Source organism: Pseudoxanthomonas sp. P4_B2 (assembly GCF_056402315.1).
Genome location: NZ_JBFUHQ010000001.1, coordinates 64,742 through 88,725, shown reverse-complemented (window position 1 = coordinate 88,725; position 23,984 = coordinate 64,742). Strand labels below are relative to the sequence as shown.

Below are 23,984 nucleotides of genomic sequence, written 5' to 3'. Positions count from 1 at the left end.
GTTTTATTCCCCGCCTGCCACCGTCATCTTGCCCACCAGCACCGAACCGACGCTGATATGGGAGCGCGGATCGACGTCGTTGCCCACCGCCTCGATCCCAGCGAACACGTCCTTGAGGTTACCAGCGATGGTAATGCCGTCCACTGGATATGCGATGGCTCCATTCTCTATCCAGAATCCGGCGGCACCGCGCGAATAGTCTCCGGTCACCGCATTCACGCCCTGTCCCATCAATTCGGTGACCAGCAGGCCGCGTGGCATACCTGTGACCAATTCCTCAAAACCACCCGCATTGGCGGCGACCTTGAGGTTGTGCACGCCGCCCGCATTGGCCGTGGTCTGCAGGCCCAGCTTGCGCGCCGAATAGCTGCCCAGCACATACCGCTGCAACACGCCGCCGCGCACCAGCGGTTCCTCGCGCGTGGCCACGCCTTCGGCATCGAACGCGGCCGAGCGCAGGCCGCGGCGCAGCAATGGCTGTTCTTCGATGGAAAACCAGTCCGGGAAAATCCGCTTGCCGGCATGGTCCAGCAAAAAGCTGGCGCGACGGTAAAGTGCGCCGCCAGAAACCGCGCCCAGCAAATGACCGATCAGCGAGCGCGCGACTTCCGCCGCGAACAGCACCGGATATTCGCCGGTAGGCACCGAACGCGGCGCCATGCGCGCGAGGGTGCGCTCGGCGGCGTGGCGGCCGATCGCGACGGGCGCTTCCAGATCGTCGCGCGCCAGCGCGCTGCTGTACCAGCCATCGCGCTGCATGTCCTCTCCTACGCCCGCGATCAGCGCGCAACCGAGGGAATGCTGGGTGCTGCGGTCGTGCCCGAAGAATCCGTGCGAATTTGCGTAGATGGAGATGCTTTCGCCGCTGCCCACCGAAGCGCCGTCGGAATTGGCGATGCGCGGGTCGAATTCCCGCCCCGCCGCTTCGCAGGCCAAGGCCAGATCGACCGCGTGATCCGCATCCAGCGCCCAGGGATGCCAGGCGTCCAGATCCGGGAAGTCGGTAGCCATCAGCGCGGCGTCGGCCAGTCCTGCGGCTTCGTCGTGCTCGGTGTAGCGCGCGATGGCGCAGGCCTGCGCCACCGTGGCGTCCAGGCTTTCCTCGCGCAGATCGGCAGTGCTGGCGCTGCCCTTGCGCTGGCCGAAGTACACGGTGACGCCGATGCTGCGGTCACGAGTGGATTCCACGGTTTCCACCGCACCCATGCGCACGTTGACATTGAGGCCGCGGTCCTCGCTGCAGCTGACCTCGGCCTGGGTGGCGCCCGAAGCGCGGGCGCGATCCAGCAGGCGCCGAGAAAGGCTCTCCAGCGCGTCCAGGCGCACCAGGCTGTCGTCGGCGGAAAAATCGGCGATTGCGTTCAATGGCTTATCCTGTAGCAAAGTTTTGGAGAATCACTCATGCGTGGAACTGACCCGGAGACCGGCGAATTCCTTGGGCCCAGCCGCAGCGAACAACGGCGCGAAGCACTGGACATCCGTAGTCTGGGCGAGAAGTTGGTGGCGCTGGCGCCGGCGCACCTGGCCAAGTTGCCTATTCCGGAAGATCTGCTGGAACACATCTACGACACCCAGCGGATCACCTCGCACATCGCGCACAAGCGGCAATTGCAATTCCTCGCCAAGCAAATGCGGCGGGAAAGCGACGAGACGCTGGATGCGATCCGCGATGCCATGGAAGTGGGTGGCGACGCGGCGCGGCGCGAGACGGCGATCCTGCATAAAGTGGAAACCTGGCGCGCGCGTTTGCTGGAAGATGGCGATGTCGCCCTGGGCGAACTGCTGACCGAATATCCGACAGCCGATCGCCAGCACCTGCGTCAGCTGGTTCGCAACGCGAGCGAAGAACGGCTGAAGAACAAGCCGCCGCATGCGTTCCGCGAGCTGTTCCGCGAATTGCGCGAGCTGCTGGCGCAGCCTGAAGAAGGGGACGAGGACGATTCGCAAGACTGAGTCGGGTCGCGCGCTCACCCAGCGCGCGTCCCACCCACGGTGATGCCTTCGATCAACAACGAAGGCTGGCCCACACCCACCGGCACGCTCTGCCCATCCTTGCCGCACACGCCCACGCCGGCATCCAGCGCCAGGTCGTGGCCGATCATCTTCACTTTCTGCATGGTCTCCGGACCGTTGCCGATCAGGGTCGCACCCTTGACCGGTGCGGTGATCTTTCCGTCTTCGATCAGGTAGGCCTCGGTGGCCGAGAACACGTATTTTCCGCTGGTGATATCGACCTGGCCGCCGCCGAAATTCACCGCGTACAGCCCTTTCTTCACCGAGCGGATCATCTCCTGCGGATCGTGCTGCCCGGCCAGCATGTAGGTATTGGTCATACGCGGCATCGGCAGATGCGCGAAGGATTCGCGGCGGCCGTTGCCGGTGGGCGCAACGCCCATCAGGCGTGCATTGAGCGTGTCCTGCATGTAGCCGACCAGCACGCCGTCCTCGATCAGTGTCGTGCAATTGGTCTGCGTACCTTCGTCGTCGATATTCAGGGAACCGCGGCGGCCCGGCAAAGTACCGTCATCGACGATGGTCACGCCCGGCGAGGCGACGCGCTGACCCATGCGGCCCGCGTAGGTCGAAGTGCCCTTGCGGTTGAAGTCTCCCTCCAACCCGTGACCGACCGCTTCGTGCAGCAGCACGCCCGGCCAGCCCGAACCCAGCACCACCGGCATCATCCCGGCAGGCGCATCCACGGCTTCCAGATTGACCAGTGCCTGGCGCAGCGCCTCGCGCGCGAATTGCCCCGGCTTGCCGCCGTCGAACAGCTCCGCGTACGAATAACGCCCACCGAAACCGGCATAGCCGGATTCGCGGCGGCCATTCTGTTCCACGATCACCTGGATATTCATACGCACCAGTGGGCGCACGTCCGCAGCCAGCACGCCGTCGCTGCGCGCCACCAGCACCGTGTCGACGCCGCCGGCCAGGCTCACCGTAACCTGCTGCACGCGCGGGTCGGCGGCGCGGAGAAGTTTGTCGACGATACGCAGTGCTTCCACCTTGGCGTCGTTGTCGAGCGCGTCGATGGGATCGTCACTTGAGTACAGCGCTCTGCCGCCGCCACGCACCAGCGCATGCGGCGAATGCGAACTGCCGTCGCGCGCGATGGCGCGCGCGGAGCCCGCCGCGCTCAACAGCGCCTGCGGATTGATGTCGTCGGAATAGGCGAAGCCGGTCTTCTCGCCGGAGATCGCGCGCACGCCCACGCCTTGGTCGATGGAATGCGCCCCGTCCTTGACGATGCCATCTTCGACCGTCCAACTTTCGCGACGGGAATGCTGGAAATACAGGTCGCCGAAATCGATGCCGGGGCCGAGCAAGGTGCCGAAGGTACGATGCAGACCTTGCTGGTCGAGACCGGCGGGGAGGAGGAGGCGGGTTTCGGCTAGAGCCAGGGAGGAATTGGTCATAGAAATTTAGTTTGGGGCAGAAGTTGGTAAAGGCAAGCGGTCTTTTCCTTCCCCACCGGGAGAAGGTGGCGCGAAGCGACGGATGAGGGCAGCAGAACTACTCGCCGGTGAGTTTCGCTACAAGCCGACTTCCCACTCCCTCATCCGCCCTACGGGCACCTTCTCCTGGTGGGAGAAGGAAAAACCCGCATCACGGCGCTCCAGCAACCTTCGCAACCCCGACCGCCTCGACTCGAGACTGCTCACGGGTGATGACTTCCACCTTGGGATCTTTCCACGGGCCGGTCACGCGGTAGGTCTTGGCGCCGATCTCGCCCAGCGGTTTTTTTAGAACGGCGTTGGCGGCCGCGCCGATCGCGGCGCCTAGAGGGCCGCCGGCCACCGCGCCCACCACCGTCAGCAGATTTCCGGACTTAGGCAGTACTTCGATGGTCTGGTCGAAGCGTTGTGCGCGCAGGTCTGTGCTGCCGCGGATGTTGATCTGCGCGGCAGGACCGTCCATCACCATGTCCTCGCTGCGCGCGACGCCAGCGCCGAAGCGCACGTTGCCGTCGATGCGGTTGAAGGCGAAGCCCTTGGAGAAGAAATCGCGGAAGTCCAGCATCATCCGTCGGGGCAGCTGGGTCAGGCTGAGTAGTCCGAGTACCCGGCCCGCGCCTGGCTCGACTTCCAGCAACTGGCCGTTGCGCGCGGCGATATGCAGGCTGCCCTGTATCGTCGACAGCGAGAACGCAGCCGGACTACCGGACCAGTTCGCATCGAATTTCACCTTGCCCGAGCCTCCGCCGACCCGGCCCTTGAATCCGAGATCGTCGAGTAGGTCGCCCAGGTCCTGGCTTTCGATATCGGCGGTCAGCTGTGTGCGCGCCGCCGCACCGCGGCCCAGCCAATCCCCCTGCACATCGATCTTCTGCTTGGGCGAACGCAACGCCAGCTGTTGTATGCGCATGCCGGCGGCGGTCTGCTGGGTGCGCAATTGCGCGCTGCCCAGTTGCGCATCGCCGAAGCGCAGATCGTCGATATCCAAATGCTGCGAGGGAATGGCGGCGGGATCGAAAGGCTCGCCGCCCGCGACCGCAGCGCTCGCCGTGCCCGGTTTATTCTCGGCCGCACGCCAATACAGGCGTGCGAGCTTGCCGGTGATCGGCGCGCCCTTGGCATCCGGCACCAGCACGGATCCGGCAAGCGCCGGACCCGCTAGCGTCACGGCCAGAGCGTTGCCGGTAGGCACCACTTGCAGGCGCGTGTTCGGAAACGCCGAGCCCAACAGCAGCAACCGGTCAGCGCTGACGTCGATGCGGCGCAGGGGCAGGTTGTTGCCGCTGCCACTACCGCCTCTGCCGTTATTGGCGAGCGCGATCCACTCGATCGCGTCCAGGACGGTAGTACGGCCGCTGGCGATCAGACCGGAGGCGGGAGCCGCCTCGGTCACCGTGCTGCTCCCCAGCATCACGCGCACACCACTCTGCCGCCCGTCGCCGCGTGCCCTTAAGGCCAGCAGTTTTCCGAAGGCGACATCGATGTTGCCAGCGCCCATCGGCATCGATGTCTGCACCGTGGTCGGCAGCGCCAGAAATGCCGGCTTGTCCAGCGGCGCGGGAAGCTTGAGCGTAGTACCCACCAGATCCGAATGCAGATTCAAACTGCTGGGCGTATTCGATGCCCCACCCTGCGGCAAGGTCACCCCGACTGTCCATTGCGAACGCCCTTCCACGTAAGGCCTGAGCCAGGCGATCTCGGGCGCGCGATCCAACAGTTCGGACGCCGACAGGATTGCCGACAGCTCCGCTTCGAAAGCGTGCTGCGTGTTGCGGACTCCGCTGCCGGCGCGCAGGGAAAGCTGGCCGGGCTGGGACACGCTCGATTGAAGCACGCTCGATTGAAGCACGCCCGACTGAAGCACGCCCGATTGCGCTTTCTGCCTGACCGCGAGCTTTTCGGCAGCGAATCCCCCGTCATCGAAATCGGCCTTGCCGCGCACATCCTCGAAAGCCAGGTTCCAGCGCTTGTCGGACAGACGCGCGCCGGATAGTTCGACCGTACCGCGGGTTTTCCTTGCCGCCTTGCTCTGCGCATGCAAGGGCAGCAGCATGTCGTAGCTGGCCCGTGCGGGGCCGCTGGCGGTCAGACTGGTCAATGTGTCGCCGTACTTCTTCTGCAGCGGCGACTGCCGCAACATCGCCAGCATCTGCGCCGCGTCGGAACCGCCGCGAGCGCTGACCGACAGCTCTGCCTTGGAGAACTCGGGAATGCCGGCTTTGAATTCGTCGACACGCACGCCGGCCAGCGCACCTTGCCCTTCAATCGAGAAGCCGTTGCCGATAAAGGAGATATCCGCACTCACATGATCCATCGCCGGCCAGTCGGGCTGGAATTTGAATTGCCCGCCCTCGATGCGCGCCACCGCTTCGAAGCGTCCGTTGTTGCGGGTGAACGGCCAATCGTCGAGGTCGCCGGACACGATTGCGCGTCCGTTATGCACCTTGCCGCCCACCAGCGCGCGATTGAGCCAGTCCACCGCGGCCTTGGACATCTTGTCGTGAATCCAGAATCCCTTCGCGGCGAATACCGGCGTTTCGTCGATATCGGCGGCGATGTCGATCCACGGCCGGGTTCCGTCGCCCTGGAACCACAAGCCGCCGCGCATCTGGGCGCCGAAATCCTTGCCCCGGATACGTAACGACGAAGTACCCACTCGCCAACCCGCTCCCTCGCGCCACCCCATCAGGGAGCCATTCAACGTCGCTTCGTGGACCACGCCAAAACCGGTGGGCCAGTCGAAGCGCAAGGGTATCGTGGGGTCCAGCTTCAATGCGAATCCCTGCTCATCGCCGACGAATTCGCCGGCTAGCCCGTTGATGCCGGGCGAGTGGCCTATCGCCAAGAAACTGATGCCCTCCAGCCGCCCTTGCGCGCGCATGCCCGCTGTGCGGCTTCCGCTCACGCTCACGCGCGCCAACCGGGCGCCGGGTTTGGCTTGCGACAGCCATCGCCGCAGGCCGGGATCGACGCGGTCGCTCAGCCCCATTAGCGAAAACAGGGGGGCAGCATCGATCTGATTGGCCAGCAAGGCGTACTCGCGGCCACCGGCGAGAACCAACCCATCCAGCTTTTGCGGCGCCTGCTGATCGCCCACCAGCAGCTGCGGCGCGTCGAAGCGCCAGCCATTGCGGCTCAAACGCCAACGCACTCGGCCCTCTACCCGGTCGAAACGCGTGCGCGGCACACTGCCGTTTCCCGTTAGGGCCGTGCCACGCAAAGCGACGCGTTGCAGTTTCATTTCCGAAGTAGCCAGAACCACGCGTCGCTTGCGCAACTCCACCCAGCCCTGCACCCGACCGGTACCGGATTCGGCCGTTACCCCCGCGTAGCTGAGCAAGGAACCCCACCCTGCCATATCCACCGCATGCGCATCGAGGTAGGCGCGGCCGTCGCCGCTACGACGGTCGAAATCGAACGCAACCTGCACCGGAGCGCCGTCCATGCGTACCCAGGCGCGCGTGCCCGCGCGCACGCGGTCGCCATCCACGCGCAGGCGCAAATCGATCTTCGGCAATTGCAAATTCCAGCCCAGCGTCGGCGCCAGTACCGACAACTTGCCATCGATCACCTGCAACTCGCCCAAGCCTTCGAGATTCTTCAGCGGATCACCGGCGGTCCCCTGACCGGGCAAACCGAGCACCGACCACTTGCCGTCGGCGGCACGCTGCAGGGTCAGGGACAATCCACGTAGGCGAAGCTCGGTAAAAGAGCGGCCCGGCAACAGTCCCGCGTACATCGACACCAGCACTTCCGCCTCGCCGATGCGTACTGCGGTGTCGCCTTCGCCCAGCCGCAAGCCATCCAGTCGCAATAACGGGCCACGACGCGTCCACTCGGTAGTGACATGGTCGAACGCCACCGATCGGCCGGCACGCGCGCTCAGCCATGCCGCGATCTTTTCCGGATGCCTTTCCGCCAGCGGCAGCACCTGACTGGCGACGCCGAGCACCAGCGCCATGCACACCAGTACACCAGCCGCGACGTAGAGGACGCCACGACGCGCAAGCCGCAGACGGCGACGCAGCGGAGTGGGCATCAACCCGCCTCGCGCGCTGAGAATAGGGAATGGGGGATAGGGAATGGGAAAGACGCGACCCCATTCTCCATTCTACATTCTCCATTCACAGCCTTAGAGCAGCACCACATCGAACTGCTCCTGCAAATATTGTTCATCGGCTTGGAATCGGATCGACTTACCTAGAAATTCCTCCAGTTCCGCTACCGCCGGCGATTCCTCTTCGGTGATGCGTGCGACCACTTTGGGCGAAGCGATCACCAACAGCCGTGCCGCTTCGAACTGGCGCACGGCGCGGGTGATCTCGCGGAAGATCTCGTAAGTGACCGTCTCCGCCGTCTTCACCGTGCCGCGTCCGCCGCACTCGTGGCAGGACTCGGACAACTGGCGCTCGAGGCTTTCGATGGTGCGCTTGCGCGTCATCTCCACTAGGCCCAGCGGCGAGAATTCGTACACCGTGGTCTTGGCATGATCGCGCGACAGCGCCTTCTCCAGCGTGCGCAGCACCTGACGGCGGTGTTCCGGATCGTCCATGTCGATGAAGTCGATGATGATGATGCCGCCCAGGTTGCGCAGGCGCAGCTGCCGGGCCACCGATTGCGCCGCTTCCAGGTTGGTGCGGTAAACCGTTTCTTCCAGATTGCGCTGGCCCAGGAAGGATCCGGTGTTGACGTCGATGGTGGTCATCGCCTCGGTCTGGTCAATCACCAGGTAGCCGCCGGATTTCAGCGGCACTTCCTTTTCCAGGGCACGACCAATTTCGTCTTCCACACCGTACAGATCGAAGATCGGTCGCTCGCCGGCATAGTGTTCGATGCGTTCGGCCAGCACTGGCATGTACTTGGCGGCGAACGCCTGCAGACGGTCGCAGGTTTCGCGCGAATCCACCTTCACCTTTTCCACGTCGCGCCGCATCAAGTCGCGCACCGCGCGCAACGGTAGGGTCAGATCTTCGTAAATGCAGGCGCCCATCGCCGCTTCGCGGCTGCGCTGCTCCACCAGCGCCCACACCCGCGACAGGTAAGCGATGTCCTCGGCCAGCGCCTCCTGGGTCTGGCCCTCGGCGTTGGTACGCACGATATAACCGTGTCCGCCATGGGTGGCCGCCAGCTCGCCGACCAGTGTCTTCAGGCGCAGGCGCTCGGCTTCGTCCTCGATCCGCGCGGAAACGCCGATCACCTTGGACTGCGGCAACAGCACCATGTAGCGGGAAGGGATGCTGATCTGCGTGGTCAGGCGCGCGCCCTTGCTGCCGATGGGGTCTTTGACCACCTGCACCACGATGTCCTGACCGTCGCGCAGAAGCTCGACGATGGGCGTGGCGGTGGCCGGCGCCGGCGGTACTTCCATTTCGTCGCCGTTGGTCGCCGGCACCGTCCGAACGACATCGTTGGCGTGCAGGAACGCGGCGCGGTCCAGGCCCACGTCGACGAATGCCGCTTGCATGCCCGGCATCACCCGCTGCACCTTGCCCTTGTAGATATTGCCGACCACCCCGCGGCGCCAGCCGCGCTCGATGTGCAGTTCCTGCAACATGCCGTTTTCGACCACCGCCACACGGGTCTCGCGCGGAGTGACGTTGACCAGTATTTCTTCGGACATCACTGCACCCCGAACGATTTCAACAACCGCGATGTCTCGAATAACGGCAAACCCATCACCCCCGAATAACTGCCGGACAGATGCCGCACGAATCGCTCCGCCGCGCCCTGGATGCCGTAAGCGCCGGCCTTGCCGTCGGCCTGGCCGGTGGCGACGTAGGCGGCGATCTCGTCTTCCCCCAGCTCGGCGAACGATACTTCCGAGACCGAGACCGCCTGCGCTTCGCGACCCGCGCTGACCAGCGAAACCGCCGTCACCGCCTGATGGGTACGCCCGGACAGTCGCCGCAGCATGGCCGCGGCATCGGCGGCATCGCGTGGCTTGCCGAACACTTCGTCATCCAGGATCACTTCGGTATCGGCCCCTAGCACCAGGGCCTGGGGCACCGACATGACCGTCAACAGACCGGCGCCGGCCTTCTCCCGGGCGACACGACGCACGTATTCCTCAGCGGGTTCGTTGGGCTGGCGGTGTTCGGGGATGTCCAGGTCGAGCACGCCAAAATCCAACCCCAGACGGGCCAGCAGCTCTGCCCGGCGGGGCGATTTCGAAGCGAGATACAACATGTTGTCAGGATACCCTGCGCATGCTGACTGAATGGTCGCTCAAGCCGGTGCGCCGTGCGGAACCCCGACTTGGCTCACAACGCGTTCATCCTTACCCGAACACCCTAGCCCGCACTTTTGCATGGCTGCAATGCCCGCATTCCCCAAGGAGAATTCAATGCGCACCCATCCGTTACGTCCGCTGCTGCTCGCCCTGTCCCTCGCCCTCGGAGCCACCACCATGACCGCCCACGCCCAGAACGCCGCCGGCTATGCGGTTCCCACCGATGGCACCCTGCTCTCCGTCTCCGCCAACGCGGAAGCCTCGCGCGTACCGGATGTGGCGACCCTATCCGCAGGCGTGGTGACCCAAGCGGTGGACGGCAACGCCGCCATGCGACAGAACGCCGAGCAGATGGCCAAGGTCATGGAGGCCATCAAGGCGGCGGGCATCGCCGACAAGGACATCCAGACCAGCGGCATCAATCTGAGCCCGCAATACCGGTATGTGGAGAACGAGGCGCCGAAGATCACTGGCTTCCAGGCCAGCAATACGGTCAATCTGAAAGTCCGCGATATCGCCAAGCTGGGCAAGGTGCTGGACGCCCTGGCCGCGCAGGGCAGCAACCAAATCAACGGACCCAGCTTCGAGATCGACCAGCCGGAACCGGTCTACGACGAAGCCCGCATGGCCGCGCTGAAAAAGGCCCAGGCCCGCGCCGAGACCTACGCCAAGTCGCTGGGCCTGCGAGTGCGTCGGATTGTGAGCATTTCCGAAGGCGGTGGCGGCGGTTTCCAGCCGCCCATGCCGATGATGGCCATGGCCCGCGGCAAGGCCGAGATGGATACCCAGGTTTCGCCGGGCGAGACCAAGCTGTCGGTCAATCTGGACGTGGTATTCGAACTGGGCAAATAGAACGAAGCTAGCCGATCAAAAAACGGCGCCGCGAGGCGCCGTTTTCGTAGCGGCGCTGGCAGGAGTGGGAGCGGCGTCTCGCTGCGAGCTTTTTGGTTCTGCGCCCTCTGCTCCGATTGCCCAAGCAAAAGCTCGCGGCGGGACGCCGCTCCCACCGGGAATCCCACCCAGAGCTCTTGCTCACTCGACCGCCTTAGCCAATGGTCGAAGACCTATTGCAAGCCGCTAGGAGCCGGCGCATTGTCGGATTGCGGCACGGCAGCCCGGTTAACCCCACGGGCGGTGTCCAGACGTTATTCCTCTCGCATACCCGATATGGAGGTGGATCATGGTTCGCACATTACCGCTGGATTCCGAAACCCGTCCCGAGCTGTCCCGCATTCTGGCCATCGCGGCTGCTATCGCGGTGCATGCGTTTGCGTTCCTGCTGCTGCTGATTCCGATGGCCACCCCGCCGCTGCAGATCAGTACCGAGAAGAACCCCGGCATCATCTTCATGCCGCCGAAGAAGACCATCGTCGAAGAGGAAATCGTCGACAAGACCACCAAACCGGTCATACCTCGGGCGACCACCACCAAACCGGAAAAGAAGGCGGTTCCACAGCAAGACTCTGCAGTGATCGTGGAGGGCGGCACCGTTGCGACCACCAATTCCACCACCGCCGATCCTGGCCCCGTAGTCGATCCAGGTCCCGAGGTCACCGGACCGGTGTCCGTGGGCAACCTGGCGTACGTGACAGCGACCGCACCGCCCTATCCTCGCCCGGAAGCCCGCGCGGGAATCGGCGGCACGGTCCTTTTGAAGGTGCTGGTGGATATCGATGGCCGACCGCTGGATGTCGCCGTGCTGGAGAGCAGCGGCAATCGCAATCTCGACCGCAGCGCACGCGAGCACGTGCTGAAGCACTGGCTGTTCCAGCCGGCGATGCGCGACGGCAAGGCCGTGCAGGCCTACGGCAAGGTGCCGGTGGTGTTCTCGATGCAGTAAGCGTCATGGGCTCCCTTCCGCAAACGCGGACGAGAGCCAGTGCCGTCAGGCGCGATGGTAGGGATGGTTGGCCAGCATCGCGGCGGCGCGATAGAGCTGTTCGGCGACCAGCAGGCGCGCCAGCATGTGCGGCAAGGTCAGCGGCCCCAGCGACCAGGTTTCATTGGCGGCGGCGAGCACCTCCGGGGCGTGCCCTTCCGGGCCGCCGATCAGGAAGGCCAGATCGCGGCCTTGCCCGCGCCAGTGCTCCATGCGCTGGGCCAGTTGCTCAGACGAATAAGGTTTGCCGGTGACTTCCAGCGCCACCAAGTGCGCGCCCTTCGGTAGTGCCGCCAGCACGCGCTTGCCTTCATCTTCGATGGCGCGCTGCGCATCGCGGCCCTTGCCACGCAGGCCGGGTTCGATCTCCACCAGCTCCAGCGGCAGCCAGTGCGACAGGCGCTTTTGGTATTCGGAAAATCCTTGGGCGACCCATACGGGTGCGCGTTCGCCGGTGGCGATGAGCCTGGCTTTCATTCCGGAAAAGACACGGACTTGTCAGAGCCGATCTTCATCCGAGGTTTCGTGGTCATCCGGCGGCTGGTCGCCCACAGTCCACAGGCGCTCCAGCGCGTAGAACTCGCGCACGCGCGGCAGCATCACATGGACGATGACGTCGCCCAGGTCCACCAGCACCCATTCGGCTTCGCGCTCGCCTTCCACGCCCAGCGGCATCACATCGAGCTTCTTGGCGAACTTGACCACTTCGTCGGCACTGGATTTGACGTGGCGGGTGGACGTGCCCGAGGCGATCACCATGTAGTCGGCGACGCTGGACTTGCCGCGCACGTCGATTTCCACTACGTCTTTGGCTTTGAGTTCTTCGAGCGCCGCATGCACGGTGGCGAGCAGGACCGGGACTGAGGGCGGCGGATTGGGCAGACGGGTCTTGATGACTTGTGCTTGGCTGGACAAAGGCTTGGAAGCTCCTGGGATTACCGCGAATTATAGCGGACTGGGCCCGGGTGCCGGCCGTGAATACAAATGGTGCCGAGCGATGAAATCAGCGACCGCAGGCGCTACCAGCCCTTGCCAGGCCTGGTTCTGGGCGATCCGGCGACGTATGTCGCTGGCCGATTCTGGATATAGCGGCTGGCCCAGCAGGAATAACCGGCCTGCCGGCACGGTTTTCAGCCCCAAGGAGGAATCCGTCCATCGCCCCTCGACGAACGCCGTCAGTTCGCCCGGCAATTCACCGTCCAAGGGGCTGCCGAGACGCGGCGCCACTACGAAATGGACGAAATCGAACAAGGCCCGCCATTCGCGCCAGGTCGGCAGGCCGATGAAACTGTCGGCGCCGATCAGCAGGGCGATGGGCATCGCGGGGCCGAATTCCGCTCGCAGTTCGCGCAAAGTATCGATGGTGTAGGAGCGACCCTCGCGTTGCAGCTCGCGCCGGTCGACCCGCAATCCCGGCTGATCCGCCACGGCCAGCTCCAGCATCTTCGCGCGTTTCCCCGCATCGGCACCGGGCGGCGCGCGATGCGGCGGGTCCGCCGCAGGCATCAGGCGCACCGTGCAATCCAGTTCATCGCGCGCAGCGCGCGCGATGGCCAGATGCCCGTTGTGAACGGGATCGAAGGTGCCTCCGTAGAAGAGTTTCAGCATGGAGTCGCAATGAGTTTGGGAAAGGAGTGACTAGAAAAACCGTACAAACCCACTACCGTCATCCCAGCGGCTTTCAACAGCCGAATGGCTGGTCAAGCTGGGATCCATTTTGACTTTGCCTTACTTTGCTTTTTCTTTGAAGTCTCACGGTTGAGGCAAGATCAAGATGGATCCCAGCTTCCGCTGGGATGACGAGCGTCGAGGCTGCGGAGTGCTCCTCACGCCACCAGCAGACGCACCGCCCTGGCTTCGGCGATAGCCAGTAGCAGGCGCTCCAACGCCACCCAGGCATCGCCGTCGGCGCGGCCCTTGGCGATGCGATCTATCCGCGAAGCTTCGGCGGCGAAACGATCCCAGCGGGCGGGATTGGGATGACGCTGCAATGCACGCTTGAACGGCGCCTGCTTGGTTTCCCAGATTCCTTGCGCTTTCATTTCCGAAGCCAGATTGGCGCCGCGCGCCTGTGCACGCGCCAATGCGGCAGTGCGCAGCAATTCCTTGACCACCATGGGCATCAGACCGGCGACCACATCGCCTTCGGCACGCAGGCCGGCGAGCATGCGCGACACCTGCGGTCCCTGGCCGCCCAATACGGCATCGGTCAGGCGGAATACGTCGTAGCGCGCGGCATCGGCGACCAACGCTTCCATCTTTTCCGCATCCAGCGTATCGCCGTCGGCCAGCAAGACCAGCTTGTCTATCTCCTGCGCAGCCGCCAGCAGGTTGCCTTCCACGCGTTCTACCAAGATCTGCACCGCGTCGCGATCGGCACGCAGCCCCTTGGCGCGCAACCGGCTCTCGACCCAGCCGGCGAGCTCATGCGGCTTGATCGCCCAGGCGATGGCCAGCATTCCGATTCTGGAGATCGCATCGGTCCATTTGCCGTGGTGGGCCTTGCTCCATTCGCCGGCCGTGATCAGCAGGACTACATCGGGCGGCGGATTCGCGCAGAACGCGGCGATGGCTTCGGCCCCGTCCTTGCCGGGCTTGCCGGTGGGCAAACGTACTTCCACCAGACGTCGTGCGCTGAACAAGCTGGGCGCATTGAAGGTGGCTTCGAGCGTGCTCCAATCGAAATCGCGGCCGTCGGCATCGAAGACTTCGCGCTCGCCTATCCCCTGAGCACGCGCGCGCTGGCGCACGGCATCGGCCGCTTCCAGCACACGCAGCATTTCGGGCCCGGCGATCAGATAGACCGGATGCAGCGCTGCGTCATCGGGCAGTGCGACCAGCCGTTCCGGGGTCAGTTCCATCAGGGCGCGGGTTTCTGGCCCTGTGCGCCGCCCTGGATCACGCCATCGATACGGCGCAGGATGGAAGCGGCCATTTCACGACGTAGTTCGTCAGCCAGGATCTCGCGCTCGGTCGTAGTGCCGGTGACGTTTTCGGGCGGCGCGACATAATCGCGGGACAGTTCGACCACCTGTTGGGGCACCAGTTCGCTGCCATCGGCACGTCGGAACACGAAAACCGCGGCGTAGCGCAGGCTGAATTCCTGCGCCCGGCCCCGATCGTCCATAGCGATGGGCAAGTCGCCCCAACGCTCAGAAAGGATTTCCAGGCTCGCGACGTTCTTGGCGTCCACTTCCGCTGGTACTGCACCAGCATGACGCAGGCCCACGGCCACCGCTTCGGCCAAGGGACTGTACTGCGTGGTCGAGGTGACCCGCACCGGACCCAGATCGGCCGGCAAGGCGATCTTGTTGCGCAGATGGAAGCCGCAAGCGGATAGACCCAGGACGAGCACGAAGGCCGTCAGCAGGCGCAAGACAGGTGACGCAGGGGTTCTGATCATGGGCGAAGTCTGGACGAGCCCGCCATGGGCGGCAATAGCCAACCCGGATGGCAGGTGAATATCGTCCGCTCCGCTCATGCCGCCACGATATTGACGATCTTGCCCGGCACGATGATCACCTTACGCACTTCCAGGCCCTGCATGAACTTGGCGGTATTGGGTTCGGCCTTAGCCAGCGCCTCGATCTGCTCGCGCGGCAGATCCGTGGCCACCTCGATGGTCCCGCGCAGCTTGCCGTTGACCTGCACCGCCAGCGTCAGCTGGTCGCGCACCAGCGCCGAGGTGTCGGCTTGCGGGAACGGCAGGTTCTCCAGCAACGTCTCCTCATGGCCCAGGGCCTGCCACAGTGCGTGGCTGGTATGGGGCGTGATGGGATTGAGCAGCAACACTGCCGATTCAAGCGCTTCCTGGCGAATGACGCGGCCGTTGTCGCTGGCATCGTCGAACTTGTTCAGCGCATTGGACAGTTCCATCACCGCCGCGATCGCGGTATTGAAACTATGGCGGCGGCCGTAGTCGCCGGCGACCTTGTCGATAGTCTCGTGGGTCTTGCGGCGCAGCGCTTTCTGTTCCGCGGACAAGGCGGCCAGGTCTGGAGCCAGGGCCGCGCCCGACGCCACATGCTTCTGCACCTGCGCCCACAGGCGACGCAGGAAGCGCGACATGCCTTCCACACCGGCTTCGTTCCACTCCAGCGATTGTTCGGGTGGCGCGGCGAACATGGAGAACAGGCGCACGGTGTCGGCGCCGTACTTGTCCACCATCGCCTGCGGATCCACGCCATTGTTCTTGGACTTGGACATCTTCTCGCTGCCGCCGATCGACACCGGCTGGCCGTCGGCGATCAGGGCGGCGCCGGTGACGCGGCCGCGTTCATCGCGCTGCACTTCCACGTCGGCGGGATTGATCCATTCCCGGCTGCCCGTCGCCGATTCGCGGTAATAGGTATCGGCGATGACCATGCCCTGGCACAGCAGATTGGTCGCCGGCTCGTCGCTGTCCACCAGCCGCGCATCGCGCAGGAGCTTGTGATAGAAACGGAAATACATCAGGTGCAGGATCGCGTGCTCGATTCCGCCGATGTACTGGTCGACCGGCAGCCAGTAGTTGCCGCGCTTGTCGACCATGTCCTTGGCGCCGGGCGAGGTGTAGCGCGCGTAATACCAGCTGGATTCCATGAAGGTGTCGAAGGTGTCGGTTTCGCGCTCGGCGGCGCCGCCGCATTCCGGGCAGGTGGTCTTGCGCCATTCCGGATCGGCTTTGATCGGAGATTTCACCCCGTCCAGGGTCACGTCTTCGGGCAGCACCACCGGCAATTGCGATTCCGGCACCGGCACCGCGCCGCACTTGTCGCAATAAATGACGGGAATCGGGCAACCCCAGTAGCGCTGGCGCGACACGCCCCAGTCGCGCAGGCGGTAATTGATGCGGCGCTGGCCGCGACCCTGACGCTCGAACCGCTCCGCCAGCGCCTCGAAGGCGCCGCGATAACCCAGGCCGTCGAACTCGCCGGAGTTCACCAGCTCCAGGTCGGCGCGGGTCTTGTCGCCGTACCAGTCGTGCCAGGTGTTCGGATCGTAGCTCTGTTCGATTTCGCTCTTCGGCGACTTCAGCGCGATCACCTGCTGGATAGGTAGCCGGTATTTGTGCGCGAATTCGAAATCGCGCTCGTCATGGCCAGGTACCGCCATCACTGCGCCGGTGCCGTAGCCCATCAGCACGAAGTTGGCCACCCACACCGGCACTTTGTCGCCGGTGACCGGGTGCACCGCGCGCAGGCCGGTGTCCATGCCGCGCTTTTCCTGCGTCTCCAGCTCGGCTTCGGACACGCCGCCATGCTTCAACTCGTCCAGGAAAGCGGCCAATTGCGGGTTGGAAGCGGCAGCTTTCAGCGCCAGCGGATGTTCGCCGGCAATGGAAACGAATGTCACGCCCATCAGCGTGTCTGGTCGCGTGGTGAACACAGTCAGCGACTCGTGTCCTTCCACTGCGAACTTGATCTCCAGCCCTTCCGAGCGGCCGATCCAGTTGCGCTGCATGGTCTTGACCGAATCCGGCCAGCCCGGCAGGTTGTCCAGTCCGTCCAGCAGTTCCTGCGCGTAATCGGTGATGCGCAGGAACCATTGCGGAATTTCGCGCTTTTCCACAATGGCGCCGGAACGCCAGCCACGGCCGTCGATGACCTGCTCGTTGGCCAGTACGGTTTGATCCACCGGATCCCAGTTGACCACCGAATTCTTGCGATAGGCGATGCCCTTGCGCAGCAGGCGCACGAACATGCGCTGCTCGTGCACATAGTAGTCGGGACGGCAGGTGGCGAACTCGCGCGACCAGTCGATCGCGTAACCCAGCGACTTCAGCTGGCTGCGCATGTGTTCGATGTTGGCGTAGGTCCACTTGGCCGGGGCGGTATGGTTCTTGATCGCCGCGTTCTCGGCGGGCAAGCCGAACGCATCCCAGCCCATCGGCTGCAGCACGTTTTTGCCGGCCATGCGCTGGTAGCGGCTGATCACGTCGCCGATGGTGTAGTTGCGCACGTGACCCATGTGCAGCGCGCCCGACGGATACGGCAGCATCGACAGGCAGTAGAACTTGGGCTTGTCGGAGGTTTCGTCGACCTCGAACGCGCGATTCCGGTCCCAGAAGGACTGGGCGGCGGTTTCGACGGATTTGGGATCGTGGACGGCGGGTTCGGCGGAAACTGACATGCGTGGGCGGACTTCGGCGCTGAAATCAAGCTGCGAAGCGTACCGCAGTGCACCAAGCATCGCCATGCCGATGGCTATGATGGCCGACCTTTCCTGGAGCCCGTCATGCGCCTGAAGCCCTTTTTCCTGTTCGCCCTGGCCAGCCAGGCCGCAACCGCCGCCGAATCCCCTTCCGTCGCTCCCTCTCCGGATACCAGGCCTGCACAGGCCTTGCACTGCGAGCGCCTGTTCGATGCCCGCAGCGGGAAGATGCTGGGCGAACACACCATCGTCGTGCGCGACGGCAAGATCGACTCCGTGGTGCCGGGGCGCGCCAAACTAGCGGACGGCACCGAATCCATCGTCCTCGCCGGCCGTACCTGCATGCCCGGCTGGACCGACCTGCACGTGCACTTGGGCTCGCAGTCCAGCCCGCAAAGCTATTCCGAAGGCTTCCGCCTGGATCCCACCGACTATGCTTTCCGGTCGGTCGGTTATGCGGATAAGACCCTGATGGCCGGCTTCACCAGCGTGCGCGATCTGGGCGGCGAGGTGAGCCCGCATCTGCGGGATGCCGTGAACCAAGGCCTGGTGAAGGGCCCGCGTATTTATGCGGCCGGCAAATCCATCGCCACCACCGGCGGCCATGCCGACCCCAGCAACGGCTTCAACAGCGAGCTGGAGCACCTGCTGGGCCCGCCCGGCCCGACTGAAGGCGTGATCAATTCCGTCGACGACGCGCGCCAGGCCGTGCGCCAGCGCTACAAGGACGGCAGCGACGTGATCAAGATCACCGCCACCGGCGGCGTTCTCAGCTACGCGAAATCGGCCGATGCGCCGCAGTTCACCGTGGAAGAAGTGCGCGCCATCGTCGACACCGCCAACGACTACGGCTACAAGGTCGCCGCGCACGCGCACGGCGCCGAAGGCATGAAGCGTGCGGTATTGGGCGGCGTCACCAGCATCGAGCACGGCACCGAGATGACCGACGAAGTCATGTCGCTGATGAAGCAGAAAGGCACCTGGTACGTGCCCACCATCTATGCGGGACGTTTCGTCGCCGACAAGGCCAAGATCGACGGTTACTTCCCGGAGATCGTGCGGCCCAAGGCGATCCGCATCGGCGCGCAGATCCAGCAGACCGCCGGCAAGGCCTACAAGAGCGGCGTGAAGATCGCTTTCGGCACCGACATGGGCGTGGGCCCGCACGGCGACAATGCGCGCGAATTTCTTTACATGGTCGAAGCGGGAATTCCCGCGTCCTACGCGCTGCAGGCGGCGACCGTGCATGCGGCCAGCGTGCTCGGCGTGGATGACCAGGGCGTGATCGAAACCGGCAAGCGAGCCGACATCATCGCCATGCCGGGCGATCCCGTAGCCGACATCAACAACGTGATGAAGGTGGATTTCGTGATGAAGGACGGTGTGGTGTACCGGAAACCCGACGCCGAGTAGCCGCAACGCCAGCGCCGTCACTGACGAAACCTATCGCCGTGGGAGCGGCGTCTCGCCGCGAGCATTTGCTTTGGCAGGCCGCACATGCAGGAGCAGGAGCTCGCGGCGGGACGCCGCTCCCACGTACCGCCTCCATTTTTTTCGGAGGGTCAGTAACGTCTTCGTGAGACGCCTGCGTACGCCAGCCACGCGAACCAGACTGCGAATGCGATTCTCTGCGCAACGCCGGCGGGAATCGCGTCGGTTTGCACGAACGCGGCAATTAGCACGCCCAGCGCCGCAGCCAAGCTAAGACGCGCGAACCGCGACCACTGGCGATCGCGCCACAATCCAAACGCCAATAGCGCCGCGCCAGGGAAGAAAGCCACGGTCCACAGCATCCACGCCGTGCCGTGCAGACGGCTGGTTTCGTTCTCCAGATCGTTGGCGTCGAGCGGCAGCAGACCCATGGCGATGAACGCCAGCGCCGAAAGGAACACCAGTTGCGCGCCGATGCGCGATACCCAGCCCGCATCTGCAGGCAAACGATGGCGCAACGTCATCGCTACTACGCCTGCCAGCATTCCCGGGACCACGAAAGCCAGCAGGTTGAAGGCGAGCGCATGCGGAAAATCCCTGGCGCCCAAAAGCGCCACCGGATGCTGCGACTGTAGATAGCCGTCCAGCGCCGCGCCGAATCCGGCCACCGCCGCAGCGAACAACACGGCGCCGACGATGCCCGCGAAGCGCGTTGCGCGGCTCATTCCACCTTCCATCGAAACACCTCCTGTACATCAACACCGAATGCGCGCGCTATGCGGAAAGCCAGTTCCAGCGATGGCGAATATTTCCCCGCCTCCAGCGCGATGATCGTCTGGCGCGTCACTCCGCAGGCCTGCGCCAGCGCTTCCTGGGTCATCTCGCCATGTTCGAAACGCAAGCGGCGTATTTCGTTGGCGAGCGGCGTGCCGGTCATCGATGGTCGCGCCAGTAGATCAGCGCCGTTGCCGCGTATTCGCGCAGCCATCCCCACATCAACGCGAATACCCATAGATCAGCGATCACGAACGGTCTGGCCCACTGCAGCTTCAGCATCCGGCCTGCCCGCCATCGAATCCAAAGAGTTGAGCGGGGCCGGCAAGTAGCAGCCACAACGCCGCAGCGCCCACCAATAAAACTCCAATTAGCCATCGACCCTGAGCGGTCATCACGTAATCCACAGGTGACTATATGTAAGCTATACATTACATTCATAAAGGTGCATGTCCAGTCTTTTTTACACGAACTTGTTTACTGTTCCAGCTGGCACCATGTCTCCCGCAGATTTTTCAATGAGTCCCGCTATGTCCGACCAAGCCCACGTCTTCGACGCCACCACCGAAACCTTCGAAGCCGAAGTCCTGCAGAAATCCCTGCAGACTCCCGTGCTGGTCGACTTCTGGGCGACCTGGTGCGGACCCTGCAAGACCCTGGGACCGACTCTGGAAAAGCTTGCTGGCGAATACAACGGCGCTTTCCGGCTGGCCAAGGTCGATGTGGACAAGGAACAGGAGATCGCCGCGGCTTTCCAGATCCGTTCGGTGCCGACCGTGTTCCTGGTCAAGGGTGGACAGATCGTTGACGGCTTCCCCGGGGCGGTGCCGGAAGGCCAGCTGCGTGAATTCCTGAAACAGCACGGGGTCGAGCCCGGCCAGGCCGCCAACGAAGAACCTGTTGCGGAAGAAGTCGCGCCTGCGGACCCGCATGCGCAAGTGGTAGCCCTGCGCAAGGCGATCGAGACTGAGCCCGACAAGGCCGAACTCAAGCTCGATCTTGCCTTGGCCTTGCTCAAGACCGGCGCAGCCACCGAAGCCGAAGCCCTGCTCGATGCCCTGCCTACCAACTTAGCCACCGACGACCGTGCGATTCGCGCACGCTCGCGACTGAGCTTCGCCGCGCTACTGAAGGACGCCCCGCCAGCGGAAGTGCTGGAAGCGGCAATCGCATCCAATCCGAACGACCTGCGCGCACGCCACCTGCTCGGCGCGCAGCAGTTGCTGGGCGGCAAGGAACAGGCCGCGCTGGAGCAGTTTCTGGAAATGCTGCGGCGCGACCGCGGCTACGAGGACGGACTGCCGAAGAAGACGCTTATCGACGCCTTCCGCGTGGTCGAGGACGAGAGCCTGGTAGGCCAGTACCGACGGAAGATGTCTTCGCTGCTGTTCTAAGGGCAACGCGCTTGGCAAGCAGTACGCAGTCAACGCGCAGCCCAAGAAAAAAACAACGACCGTCATCCCGGCGAATGCCGGGACCCATCTGTGCGAGAAGTGATACATGGATCCCGGCATTCGCCGGGATGACGTTCCTTGGGGCGACGTCCTCGTCCTCGTGAGATGGCCTTTTTTGAGAATGGCGTCCTTCGGGGTGACGCTCGCCGACTCTCCATACCCAATCGTATGGTAGTGTTCCACCCGGTCCCCACCGAGCCACCCCGTGAAGCCCTCCACCCTGCGCCTGATCTTCAATCTCTGGCCGCCCTTCGTGGCCAGCGGCATCCATGTCACTCGCTTCTCCGCCGACTGGCGCCATGTCCGCGTCGAAATGCGCATGCGCCCCTGGAACCGCAACTACGTCGGCACGCATTTCGGCGGCAACTTGTTCGCCATGACCGATCCGTTCTGGATGATCCCGATCAAGGAATGCTTGGGCAACGACTACATCGTCTGGGACAAAGCCGCGGAGATCGAGTTCGTCAAACCTGGCAAGGGCACCGTGCACGCCGAGTTCAACGTGGAAGACAGCGCCCTGGACGAAATCCGCGCCGCGACCGCGGGCGGCGAGAAATACCTGCGCTGGTTCCCAGTCGAAATAATCGACGCGCAAGGCGACGTGGTCGCACGCGTTCGCAAGCAGATCTACGTGCGGTTGAAGCCGAGGCATCGTTAAGCAAAGGGGCGCTGGCCTGCTTGACGATCGCGGCAAAAATTATTTAGTCATTCCCGCCTACGCGGGAATGACGATATAGAGAGATGACGGCAAGGATCGGACAACGACCAACGACCAGCGCCCACTCTCACCCACCGCTACAATGCGGCCATGCCCAACGATACCCCCACGCCCCGCCCCTCCCTGCAGAAGCTCTTCCTGACCGGCCTGCTGACCCTGTTGCCCATCTGGTTGACGTGGGTGGTGGTGAAGTTCGTGTTCGTGCTGCTGTCGGACATCAGCAGGCCGCTGGTGGAGCCGCTATCGCACCAGATCGCCGCTTCCTTCCCCGATTACATGTGGTGGTTCAACGCGCAATGGGTGCAGGCCGGCATCGCGCTGGTGGCGACGCTGTTCGTGATCCTGGCGGTCGGCGTGCTGACCCGGCGCGTGATCGGGCAACGCATGCTGGGTTGGTTCGAACTGTTGATCCTGCGCATCCCACTGGCCAGCACCATCTACACCAGCGCGCGGCAGTTGCTGGACATCCTGCAGACCAAACCGGGCAACACGCAGCGTGTGGTGCTGGTGGATTTTCCGCATAAGGAAATGAAATCGGTTGGCCTGGTGACGCGCATCCTCAAAGAAGAAGGCACCGGCCGCGAGCTCGCCGCCGTGTACGTGCCGACCACGCCCAATCCGACTTCCGGCTATCTGGAAATCGTACCGATCGAAATGCTCACGCCCACCGACTGGACCGTGGACCAGGCCATGAGCTTCATCATCTCCGGCGGGGCGGTGAGCCCTGAGACGGTGCCATTTACGCGAGACATAGACAAACCACGGGATCCGCCAGTAAACCCGCCGCCGACACCGACGGCTTCTGTTTGATTCTGGTAGTTCTTTAGACCGCAGAGAGGTTAGTAAATGCGCCAGGCACACGTACTGACCTTTCCTTGCGATATCTGCGGCATCAGATGCAAAGCAGGCGCCGGCGTGCACGGCTACCAAAAGATCCCTGGTTACGAGTTGACCGTGTGCAAGAGCTGCTTTCAGAACAACCACGATGGATGGGCGCCGGCGCACGAGGAAGCCTTCGAGAACCACCTGGAGCTGAAAGGAATTCCGCTGCCGATGCGCAATACGCAAGGCCGGTATCCAAGGGAGGCCGAATGAATCGGTCCCGCACGCTCGACGACCGCGCGGTAAGGCTGTTCATCGCACTTGCCGCGTTCTTCTGCGTCAATGCGGTGCTGGCCGAATTCATCGGCGTCAAGATCTTCGCGCTGGAAGACACGCTGGGCATCGCGCCGTTCGAATGGAATCTGTTCGGGCAGAAGGGTTCGCTGAGTTTCACCGCCGGCACTCTGCTATGGCCGATGGTGTTCATCCTCACCGACACCATCAACGAATTCTTCGGCAGGCGCGGAGTGAAGTTCATTTCCTGGGTGGCGGTGGCGTTGATCGTTTACGGCTTCCTGTTCGCCTTCGCCGCCATTGCGCTGGCCCCGGCCGGATGGTGGGTAACGGCTGCGCAGTCGCAGGGCGTGCCGGACTATCAGAAGGCATTTGCCGCCATTTTCGGCCAGGGCATGTGGACGATCGCCGGCTCGATCGTCGCCTTCCTTTTGGGGCAGTTGATCGACGTCGCCGTATTCCACCGCATCCGCAACGTCACCGGCGAGAAACATGTGTGGTTGCGCGCTACCGGTTCCACCGCGGTGTCGCAGCTGGTCGACAGTTTCGTGGTCCTGTACATCGCCTTCGTGCTGGGACCGCAGAAGTGGCCGACCTCGCTATTCCTGGCGGTGAGCACAGTCAACTACGCCTACAAGATGCTGGCGGCGATCGCGTTGATCCCACTGCTTTATCTGATGCGGCGCGGCATCCGCACCTACCTGGGTGCCGCGCGCGAGCAGGAACTGCGCGAGGAAGCCGCGGCGGATTGATCCGACGGGTCCATCCGTGACTTTTGTCGCTGGTCCCGGCCTCG

23 protein-coding genes are annotated in these 23,984 nt (G+C 63.9%); 9 read left to right on the top strand and 14 right to left on the bottom strand.

The genetic code is table 11. From position 1 onward, the window contains the following. Nucleotides 1-3 precede the first annotated feature (3 nt). Entirely contained in the window at nucleotides 4-1,365 is a 1,362-nt protein-coding gene (gene pmbA / locus AC1DTQ_RS00360) for a metalloprotease PmbA (protein ID WP_477847077.1), read from the bottom strand. Nucleotides 1,366-1,401: 36 nt separating this feature from the next. Between pmbA and yjgA the strand changes: the two genes are divergently transcribed. After that, nucleotides 1,402-1,953, top strand: coding sequence for a ribosome biogenesis factor YjgA (gene yjgA / locus AC1DTQ_RS00355; RefSeq protein ID WP_477847076.1), 552 nt, complete (start codon nucleotides 1,402-1,404; stop codon nucleotides 1,951-1,953). A 14-nt stretch (nucleotides 1,954-1,967) separates the two neighbouring features. On the opposite strand, the gene tldD is transcribed toward yjgA, so the two are convergent. The 4 genes from tldD to AC1DTQ_RS00335 all read right to left on the bottom strand — a co-directional run bounded on the left by tldD (nucleotide 1,968) and on the right by AC1DTQ_RS00335 (nucleotide 9,641). After that, entirely contained in the window at nucleotides 1,968-3,416 is a 1,449-nt protein-coding gene (tldD, locus tag AC1DTQ_RS00350; protein ID WP_477847075.1) for a metalloprotease TldD, read from the bottom strand. A gap of 190 nt (nucleotides 3,417-3,606) precedes the next feature. After that, on the bottom strand, nucleotides 3,607-7,494 hold the full coding sequence (locus AC1DTQ_RS00345) for a YhdP family protein (protein WP_477847073.1): 3,888 nt from the start codon (nucleotides 7,492-7,494) through the stop codon (nucleotides 3,607-3,609). A gap of 93 nt (nucleotides 7,495-7,587) precedes the next feature. Then, entirely contained in the window at nucleotides 7,588-9,075 is a 1,488-nt protein-coding gene (rng, locus tag AC1DTQ_RS00340) for a ribonuclease G (protein WP_477847071.1), read from the bottom strand. Then, nucleotides 9,075-9,641 carry a Maf family protein gene (locus tag AC1DTQ_RS00335; protein ID WP_477847070.1) on the bottom strand — a complete coding sequence of 189 codons (567 nt, stop codon included), beginning with the start codon at nucleotides 9,639-9,641 and terminating at the stop codon, nucleotides 9,075-9,077. The genes rng and AC1DTQ_RS00335 overlap by 1 nt, the downstream gene beginning before the upstream one ends. A gap of 157 nt (nucleotides 9,642-9,798) precedes the next feature. Between AC1DTQ_RS00335 and AC1DTQ_RS00330 the strand changes: the two genes are divergently transcribed. Beyond that, a complete protein-coding gene (locus tag AC1DTQ_RS00330; RefSeq protein ID WP_477847069.1) occupies nucleotides 9,799-10,536 on the top strand; it encodes an SIMPL domain-containing protein in 738 nt (245 codons plus the stop codon). A 328-nt stretch (nucleotides 10,537-10,864) separates the two neighbouring features. After that, nucleotides 10,865-11,524: an energy transducer TonB gene (locus AC1DTQ_RS00325; RefSeq protein WP_477847068.1), complete on the top strand. Its 660-nt coding sequence runs from the start codon at nucleotides 10,865-10,867 to the stop codon at nucleotides 11,522-11,524. Nucleotides 11,525-11,569: 45 nt separating this feature from the next. On the opposite strand, the gene rlmH is transcribed toward AC1DTQ_RS00325, so the two are convergent. From rlmH to leuS, 6 genes are all read right to left on the bottom strand, one after another. Further along, the gene (gene rlmH, locus AC1DTQ_RS00320) at nucleotides 11,570-12,040 is read right to left on the bottom strand and encodes a 23S rRNA (pseudouridine(1915)-N(3))-methyltransferase RlmH (RefSeq protein ID WP_477847067.1); all 471 of its coding nucleotides are present in this window, start codon (nucleotides 12,038-12,040) and stop codon (nucleotides 11,570-11,572) included. A gap of 21 nt (nucleotides 12,041-12,061) precedes the next feature. Further along, entirely contained in the window at nucleotides 12,062-12,478 is a 417-nt protein-coding gene (gene rsfS / locus AC1DTQ_RS00315; RefSeq protein WP_310089989.1) for a ribosome silencing factor, read from the bottom strand. A gap of 30 nt (nucleotides 12,479-12,508) precedes the next feature. Then, nucleotides 12,509-13,171, bottom strand: coding sequence for a nicotinate-nucleotide adenylyltransferase (nadD, locus tag AC1DTQ_RS00310; protein ID WP_477847065.1), 663 nt, complete (start codon nucleotides 13,169-13,171; stop codon nucleotides 12,509-12,511). Between the two features lie 218 nt (nucleotides 13,172-13,389). Beyond that, on the bottom strand, nucleotides 13,390-14,424 hold the full coding sequence (gene holA, locus AC1DTQ_RS00305; protein ID WP_477847064.1) for a DNA polymerase III subunit delta: 1,035 nt from the start codon (nucleotides 14,422-14,424) through the stop codon (nucleotides 13,390-13,392). Then, nucleotides 14,424-14,966, bottom strand: a complete 543-nt coding sequence (locus AC1DTQ_RS00300) for an LPS-assembly lipoprotein LptE (protein WP_477847062.1) — start codon at nucleotides 14,964-14,966, stop codon at nucleotides 14,424-14,426. Before AC1DTQ_RS00300 ends, holA begins: the two co-directional genes overlap by 1 nt. Nucleotides 14,967-15,040: 74 nt before the next feature. Beyond that, nucleotides 15,041-17,674 (bottom strand): leucine--tRNA ligase, encoded by a 2,634-nt coding sequence (leuS, locus tag AC1DTQ_RS00295; RefSeq protein WP_477847061.1) that lies wholly within the window; start codon nucleotides 17,672-17,674, stop codon nucleotides 15,041-15,043. Nucleotides 17,675-17,779: 105 nt separating this feature from the next. Between leuS and AC1DTQ_RS00290 the strand changes: the two genes are divergently transcribed. Beyond that, a complete protein-coding gene (locus AC1DTQ_RS00290) occupies nucleotides 17,780-19,108 on the top strand; it encodes a metal-dependent hydrolase family protein (protein ID WP_477847059.1) in 1,329 nt (442 codons plus the stop codon). 149 nt (nucleotides 19,109-19,257) lie between these two features. Here the strand turns inward: AC1DTQ_RS00290 and AC1DTQ_RS00285 are convergent, their stop codons facing one another. From AC1DTQ_RS00285 to AC1DTQ_RS00275, 3 genes are read right to left on the bottom strand one after another with little or no spacing between them, the layout of a single operon-like run. Continuing rightward, complete coding sequence (locus AC1DTQ_RS00285; protein ID WP_477847057.1) at nucleotides 19,258-19,851, bottom strand: DUF998 domain-containing protein; 594 nt, start codon at nucleotides 19,849-19,851, stop codon at nucleotides 19,258-19,260. Continuing rightward, the gene (locus AC1DTQ_RS00280) at nucleotides 19,848-20,063 is read right to left on the bottom strand and encodes a helix-turn-helix transcriptional regulator (protein WP_477847056.1); all 216 of its coding nucleotides are present in this window, start codon (nucleotides 20,061-20,063) and stop codon (nucleotides 19,848-19,850) included. Before AC1DTQ_RS00280 ends, AC1DTQ_RS00285 begins: the two co-directional genes overlap by 4 nt. Beyond that, entirely contained in the window at nucleotides 20,060-20,182 is a 123-nt protein-coding gene (locus AC1DTQ_RS00275; protein WP_477847054.1) for a hypothetical protein, read from the bottom strand. Before AC1DTQ_RS00275 ends, AC1DTQ_RS00280 begins: the two co-directional genes overlap by 4 nt. A gap of 248 nt (nucleotides 20,183-20,430) precedes the next feature. Between AC1DTQ_RS00275 and trxA the strand changes: the two genes are divergently transcribed. The 5 genes from trxA to AC1DTQ_RS00250 all read left to right on the top strand — a co-directional run bounded on the left by trxA (nucleotide 20,431) and on the right by AC1DTQ_RS00250 (nucleotide 23,940). Further along, nucleotides 20,431-21,294 carry a thioredoxin gene (trxA, locus tag AC1DTQ_RS00270; RefSeq protein ID WP_477847052.1) on the top strand — a complete coding sequence of 288 codons (864 nt, stop codon included), beginning with the start codon at nucleotides 20,431-20,433 and terminating at the stop codon, nucleotides 21,292-21,294. 265 nt (nucleotides 21,295-21,559) lie between these two features. Further along, nucleotides 21,560-22,012: a DUF4442 domain-containing protein gene (locus tag AC1DTQ_RS00265; protein ID WP_477847051.1), complete on the top strand. Its 453-nt coding sequence runs from the start codon at nucleotides 21,560-21,562 to the stop codon at nucleotides 22,010-22,012. Between the two features lie 150 nt (nucleotides 22,013-22,162). Next, on the top strand, nucleotides 22,163-22,882 hold the full coding sequence (locus AC1DTQ_RS00260; protein ID WP_477847050.1) for a DUF502 domain-containing protein: 720 nt from the start codon (nucleotides 22,163-22,165) through the stop codon (nucleotides 22,880-22,882). A 36-nt stretch (nucleotides 22,883-22,918) separates the two neighbouring features. After that, a complete protein-coding gene (locus tag AC1DTQ_RS00255) occupies nucleotides 22,919-23,167 on the top strand; it encodes a hypothetical protein (protein WP_477847048.1) in 249 nt (82 codons plus the stop codon). Then, nucleotides 23,164-23,940, top strand: coding sequence for a queuosine precursor transporter (locus AC1DTQ_RS00250; protein ID WP_477847047.1), 777 nt, complete (start codon nucleotides 23,164-23,166; stop codon nucleotides 23,938-23,940). Before AC1DTQ_RS00255 ends, AC1DTQ_RS00250 begins: the two co-directional genes overlap by 4 nt. Nucleotides 23,941-23,984 lie beyond the last annotated feature (44 nt).